The following is a 6,230-nucleotide window of genomic DNA, read 5'->3' on the forward strand; positions in this document are numbered from 1 at the left end:
AGATGTGTTTAAGAGGCGGGGTTCGGGGCGGGCCGCACGGCCCCCGGCCCGCCCCGAACCGCCGCACCACCCCCGCCACGAGCCGTCAGCACCGGAAACAGGGGAAGCAGAGGATGTCATGAGTCGTCGTCCGGAACCGGCGCAGGCGCACGACCCGGCCGCCCGCCACCACCTTTCCCCCACGCGCACGCTCGACATCGATCCACTGATCGACGACCCGGGCACCCGGATCGTGGTGTGCTGCGGCTCGGGCGGGGTCGGCAAGACGACCACCGCCGCGGCGCTGGGCCTGCGCGCGGCCGAGCGGGGACGCAAGGTGGTCGTCCTCACCATCGACCCGGCCCGCCGGCTCGCCCAGTCCATGGGCATCGACTCGCTCGACAACATCCCGCGCCGGGTGAAGGGCATCGACGACTCCGCCGGCGGCGAGCTGCACGCGATGATGCTCGACATGAAGCGCACCTTCGACGAGATCGTCGAGGCGCACGCGGACCCCGAGCGGGCCGCCGCGATCCTGGGCAACCCCTTCTACCAGTCGCTCTCGGCGGGCTTCGCGGGCACGCAGGAGTACATGGCGATGGAGAAGCTGGGCCAGCTGCGGTCCCGGGACGAGTGGGACCTCATCGTCGTCGACACCCCGCCCTCGCGCTCCGCGCTGGACTTCCTGGACGCGCCCAAGCGGCTCGGGTCCTTCCTCGACGGCAAGCTCATCCGCGTCCTGCTGGCCCCGGCGAAGGTCGGCGGCCGCGCGGGGATGAAGTTCCTGAACGCCGGCATGTCGATGATGACCGGTGTCCTGGGCAAGCTGCTCGGCGGACAGCTGCTGAAGGACGTGCAGACGTTCGTGGCCGCGATGGACTCGATGTTCGGCGGGTTCCGCACGCGCGCGGACGCCACGTACCAGCTGCTCCAGGCGCCCGGGACGGCGTTCCTGGTGGTGGCGGCCCCGGAGCGGGACGCGCTGCGCGAGGCCGCGTACTTCGTGGAACGGCTGGCCGCGGAGAACATGCCGCTGGCCGGTCTGGTGCTCAACCGGGTCCACGGCAGCGATGCGGTCCGGCTGTCGGCCGAGCGGGCGCTCGCCGCCGCGGAAAATCTTGAGGACTCCCGCATTGTGGATCAGGAGGAAGGGAAGGCTGGACTTCGTAACTCTCCCGAAACGTACGGCAGTTCAGACTCCCCCGCTGCAGGCTCTCCCACCGCGGACCCTCCCGCTCCCGCAGCGCCGGCCCACGATGCAGGAACACCGAGAACACCGGTTCGGGACGCCCCCGACGGAGGCTCCCCCGCCGCCGCGGACGACACCGACACCGACACCGGAGCCGACGACGCGGAGCAGCAGTCCGTCGACCGGCTCACCGCGGGCCTGTTGAGGCTGCACGCCGAGCGGATGCACCTGCTCGCACGCGAACAGCGCACACGTGACCGCTTCACCGCGCTCCACCCCGAGGTGGCGGTGACGGAAGTGGCCGCGCTGCCCGGCGACGTGCACGACCTGGCGGGGCTGCGGGACATCGGCGACCGGCTCGCGGCCGACCGGCCGGAGCTGCCGGAGACGCCCGGGACGACCGCCTGACGCACCCGTCGGACAGCCGGGAGAACCGCGGCAGGCAGGACCGGGCCGAGGGCTCCGCGGGGCCGGACCAGGGACCCCCACGGGCCGGCCGAGAACCCCTGAGGGGCCCTCAGCTCACCGCCGCGTAGCTCTCGTACACCTCGTCGTCGAGGGGCACCACACCCGTGCCCCGCTCGTACTCCGTGCGCGCGGTCTCCAGCAGCCTGCGCCAGGAGGTCACGGTCGGCCGCCGGCGCAGCAGTGCGCGGCGCTCACGCTCCGTCATTCCTCCCCACACACCGAACTCGACGCGGTTGTCCAGCGCGTCGGCCAGACACTCGGTGCGTACCGGGCATCCGGTGCACACCGCCTTGGCCCTGTTCTGCGCTGCTCCCTGAACGAACAGTTCATCCGGATCGGTAGTGCGGCAGGCAGCCTGCGCACTCCAGTCGGTAACCCAGCCCATACCGGCGCCGTCCTCTCCCGAATCGAGGCTCCCCCACGGCGGCAGCGGCATATTCACCGCCGCCAGTTGAGGACGTTACGGAAGGTGGGCACAGCGCAACACCCCCAGCGGGCCCAATCTTGAATGGTCCGAACGGACTATGGGTAAGCGGCAGATCACCCGGGGGAGTGAGGTGACGACATGCGCGACAATCCCGGCATTCCAGGTCAGTTCCGTTGCGTCACAACGGGCACCACGTGACACACGAGGCGGATCCGGACACGGACCCACCACACCCCGGTCGAGAAAGTCGAGAGGGCCCGGAACGATTCGGGATCGCCGGACGTATTGATACGTGGCCTCACTGCTGTGACAGTTGAGAGCAGCTTAGGCCAAGGCCTTTACGCTTGTCCGGCGAATGAGAACGTAGGCTGCTCCCATGCCAAAGAAGCGCTCGGGCGGTGGTCTGTCGCCAACGCAGCAGGCCGCCAAGTTCCTCGGTGTCAGTGTCCTCGCAGGGGCCGTCATGGCCGGCATCGCTCTGCCCGCCGTGGGCGCGCTGGGGCTGGCGGCCAAGGGATCGGTCGAGAGCTTCGACGAGCTCCCGGCCAACCTCAAGACGCCGCCGCTGAGCCAGCGCACCACGATCCTCGACGCCGCCGGCGGCCAGATCGCCACCGTCTACTCGCGTGACCGCACGGTGGTCGACCTCAAGGACATCTCGCCGTACCTGCAGAAGGCGATCGTCGCGATCGAGGACTCGCGGTTCTACGAGCACGGCGCGGTCGACCTGAAGGGCGTGCTGCGCGCGCTCAACAAGAACGCCCGCAGCGGCGGGGTCTCCGAGGGCGCCTCCACGCTCACCCAGCAGTACGTCAAGAACGTCTTCGTCGAGGAGGCCGGCGACGACCCCACGAAGGTCGCGCAGGCCACCCAGCAGACGATCGGCCGCAAGATCCGCGAACTGAAGTACGCGATCCAGGTCGAGGAGGAGCTGGGCAAGAAGAAGATCCTCGAGAACTACCTGAACATCACGTTCTTCGGCCAGCAGGCCTACGGCGTGGAGGCCGCCGCCCGGCGCTACTTCTCCAAGTCGGCCAAGGACCTCAACCTCCAGGAGTCCGCCCTCCTCGCCGGCCTCGTCCAGTCCCCGAGCCGCTACGACCCGGTCAACGACGAGGCGGAGGCGAAGAAGCGGCGCAACGTCGTCCTCCAGCGGATGGCCGAGGTCGGCGACATCTCCGAGGAGCAGGCCGCCGAGGCCGCGGCGGCCCCGCTGGGACTGAACGTCAGCAAGCCGAAGAACGGCTGCATCACGGCGGTCAAGGACGCGGGATTCTTCTGCGACTACGTGCGCGAGGTGTTCCTGCACGACCCGGTCTTCGGCAAGACCCGGGAGGACCGGGCGAAGATCTGGAACCAGGGCGGGCTGACCATCCGCACGACGCTCGACCCGCAGGCGCAGGAGTCGGTGCAGAGGGCGCTCAAGAACCACGTCAACCAGGCCGACAAGGTCGCGGCGGCGGCCACCCTGGTCGAGCCCAGCACCGGCAAGATCGTCGCGATGGGCCAGTCGAAGCCGCTGGGCTACGGCAAGAACGAGACGGAGTACAACTACTCGGTCGACGCCGCCATGGGCGGCTCCAACTTCGGCTTCCCGACCGGTTCGACGTTCAAGCCGTTCGTGGCCGCCGCCGCGCTGGAGGAGGGCAAGCCGCCCACGCAGTCCTACTCCTCCCCGTACGAGATGCCCTACCCGCAGACCGTGCGCGGGTGCGACAAGCCCTGGGTGAACGACGGGAACTACCGGCTCGAGAACGAGAACGAGGCCGAGGTGGGGCCGTACGCGCTCAAGGAGGCGATGGCCAAGTCGGTCAACACCTACTTCGTGCAGATGATCGAGGACATCGGCATGTGCCCCGTGGTGAACATGGCCGACAAGCTCGGCGTGGTCCAGGGCAACGGGGAGAAGATCCCCGCGGTCCCCTCGTCGATGACCCTCGGCTCCACCGGTATGTCGCCCCTCACGATGGCGAGCGCGTACGCCGCCTTCGCCAACCGGGGCATGTACTGCACGCCGATCGCGATCGAGTCGATCACGCAGAAGATCGAGGGGCAGCAGAAGTCGCTCGAGGTGCCGAAGTCGACGTGCCGGCGGGCGATGTCGGAGAAGACCGCGGACTCCATCAACACCCTGCTGCGCGGTGTGGTCGACTCCGGTACGGGCAAGCAGGCCGGCCTCTCCGACCGGGAGAGCGCGGGCAAGACGGGTACCACGGACGAGCGGCGGAACGCCTGGTTCGTGGGCTACACGCCGAACATGTCGGGAGCCGTCTGGGTCGGCAGCGCCAGCCAGAAGGTCAAGATGCGCAACATCACGATCGGCGGTGTCTACCGCCCGCTCGTCTTCGGCGGTGAGGTCCCGGGCCCCATCTGGAAGGACGCCATGTCCGGCGCCCTGGCGGGCAAGGACGCCCCGCCCTTCAACCTCGTGCACATCCCGGACGAGGACCGTGACCGCGACCGCGGCGACGGCGACCGCGGTGACGGCGGCGGTCCCGGCCGCGGCGACGACGGCAACAACGGCGACAACGGGAACAACGGGGGCAACGACGGCGGTCTCATCGCCGGCCTGATCGGCGGCGACGGCAACGGGGGCGGCGGCAACGGGGGCAACGGCGGCAGCACGGGAGGCACCGAGCCGGACCCGACGTTCTCCATCCCGGAGGGCTTCCTCCAGGGCCCGGGCAACGGCCCCGGGGGACGCCAGTGAGCCCGGCCGGCCCCGGCCGCCGCTGACCGGCCCGGACACCACGACGGCCCCTTCTCTCCCCGGGGAGAGAAGGGGCCGTCCGCTGTCGGTACGCGCGCCGGGCCGGACTCAGCCGGCCAGCAGCTTCTTCACCGCCGCGGCCACCCGGCCGCCCTCCGCCTGCCCGGCCACCTTCGGGTTCACGATCTTCATCACGGCGCCCATGGCCCGCGGCCCCTCGGCGCCGGCCGCCCTGGCCTCCTCCACCGCCTGGGCGACGATCGCGTTCAGCTCCTCGTCGGACAGCTGCTGGGGCAGGTACGCGGCCAGCACCTCGCCCTCCGCCTTCTCCCGCTCGGCCTGCTCGGCACGGCCACCCTGCGCGAAGGCCTCGGCCGCCTCACGGCGCTTCTTCGCCTCCCGGGTGATCACCTTCTGCACCTCGTCGTCGGAGAGCTCGCGCTTCTCCTTCCCCGCGACCTCTTCCTTGGTGATCGCGGCGAGCGTCAGCCGGAGCGTCGAGGAGCGGAGCTCGTCGCGCCCCTTGATCGCAACGTTGAGGTCGTCCTGCAGCTTCGACTTGAGCGTGGTCATGGCTTGATTGTCGCAGGTGCGGTGGGAAGGACGCCCGTTCATTTAAGGGCCCGTGTCCCAGGGGCCGTTCACGTCCCCCGGAGATCACCCGCGAAGCCGCACGGGGCGACCTCGGCGCACGGCCGACCCTCCCGCGTCTGACACGATGGACCCATGCGCGCGCGATACGGAATCCCCCTGGGAATCACGGCGGCCGGTGCCGCCGGACTGCTGTACGCGGCGGGCTTCGAGGCCCGCTCCTTCCGCCTCCGACGGGTGACCGTCCCCGTCCTGCCCACCGGGATGCGCCCCCTGCGCGTACTGCAGGTCTCCGACATCCACCTGGTGAGCGGCCAGTACAAGAAGCAGCGCTGGCTGCGTTCCCTGGCGGGCCTGCGCCCCGACTTCGTGATCAACACGGGCGACAACCTCTCCGACCCCGAGGGCGTCCCGGAGGTCCTGGACGCCCTCGGCCCCCTGATGGAGTTCCCGGGCGCCTACGTCTTCGGCTCCAACGACTACTACGGCCCCAAGCTGCGCAACCCCGCCCGCTACCTGATCGAGAGGGTCCAGGGCCGCCACGGCCTGAACGGCAACCCCCCGACCGTCGGCGCGATCCACAACCCCTGGGAGGACCTGCGGGACGGCTTCGACGCGGCGGGCTGGCTGAACCTGACGAACACCAGGGGCACGCTGAAGATCGAGGGCACGTCGATCGAATTGACCGGCCTGGACGACCCGCACATCAAGCGGGACCGGTACGCGGAGGTGGCGGGCGGCCCGTCGGGCTCGGCGGACTTCTCGATGGGCGTCGTCCACGCCCCCTACCTGCGCGTCCTGGACTCCTTCACGGCCGACGGCTACCCCCTGATCCTGGCCGGCCACACCCACGGCGGCCAGCTCTG

At 70.1% G+C, this 6,230-nt stretch carries 5 protein-coding genes; 3 read left to right on the forward strand and 2 right to left on the reverse strand.

The genetic code is table 11. The annotated features are described in order from the left end of the window. The first annotated feature begins 118 nt into the window (after positions 1 to 118). Positions 119 to 1,576 (forward strand): ATPase BagB, encoded by a 1,458-nt coding sequence (gene bagB, locus B7L92_RS35950; RefSeq protein ID WP_081241387.1) that lies wholly within the window; start codon positions 119 to 121, stop codon positions 1,574 to 1,576. A gap of 109 nt (positions 1,577 to 1,685) precedes the next feature. On the opposite strand, the gene wblA is transcribed toward bagB, so the two are convergent. Next, positions 1,686 to 2,021: a transcriptional regulator WblA gene (wblA, locus tag B7L92_RS35955; protein ID WP_016825254.1), complete on the reverse strand. Its 336-nt coding sequence runs from the start codon at positions 2,019 to 2,021 to the stop codon at positions 1,686 to 1,688. A gap of 418 nt (positions 2,022 to 2,439) precedes the next feature. Here wblA and B7L92_RS35965 point away from each other — a divergent pair, with 418 nt between their 5' ends. Next, on the forward strand, positions 2,440 to 4,773 hold the full coding sequence (locus B7L92_RS35965; RefSeq protein WP_081241388.1) for a transglycosylase domain-containing protein: 2,334 nt from the start codon (positions 2,440 to 2,442) through the stop codon (positions 4,771 to 4,773). A gap of 108 nt (positions 4,774 to 4,881) precedes the next feature. On the opposite strand, the gene B7L92_RS35970 is transcribed toward B7L92_RS35965, so the two are convergent. Further along, positions 4,882 to 5,346: a GatB/YqeY domain-containing protein gene (locus B7L92_RS35970; RefSeq protein WP_081241389.1), complete on the reverse strand. Its 465-nt coding sequence runs from the start codon at positions 5,344 to 5,346 to the stop codon at positions 4,882 to 4,884. 153 nt (positions 5,347 to 5,499) lie between these two features. Here B7L92_RS35970 and B7L92_RS35975 point away from each other — a divergent pair. Next, positions 5,500 to 6,230 (forward strand): metallophosphoesterase (locus tag B7L92_RS35975; RefSeq protein WP_081241390.1); only part of this gene is annotated, 731 nt, incomplete at its 3' end.

It is taken from the genome of Streptomyces viridosporus, assembly GCF_002078235.1.
Classification (GTDB): Bacteria; Actinomycetota; Actinomycetes; order Streptomycetales; family Streptomycetaceae; genus Streptomyces; species Streptomyces viridosporus.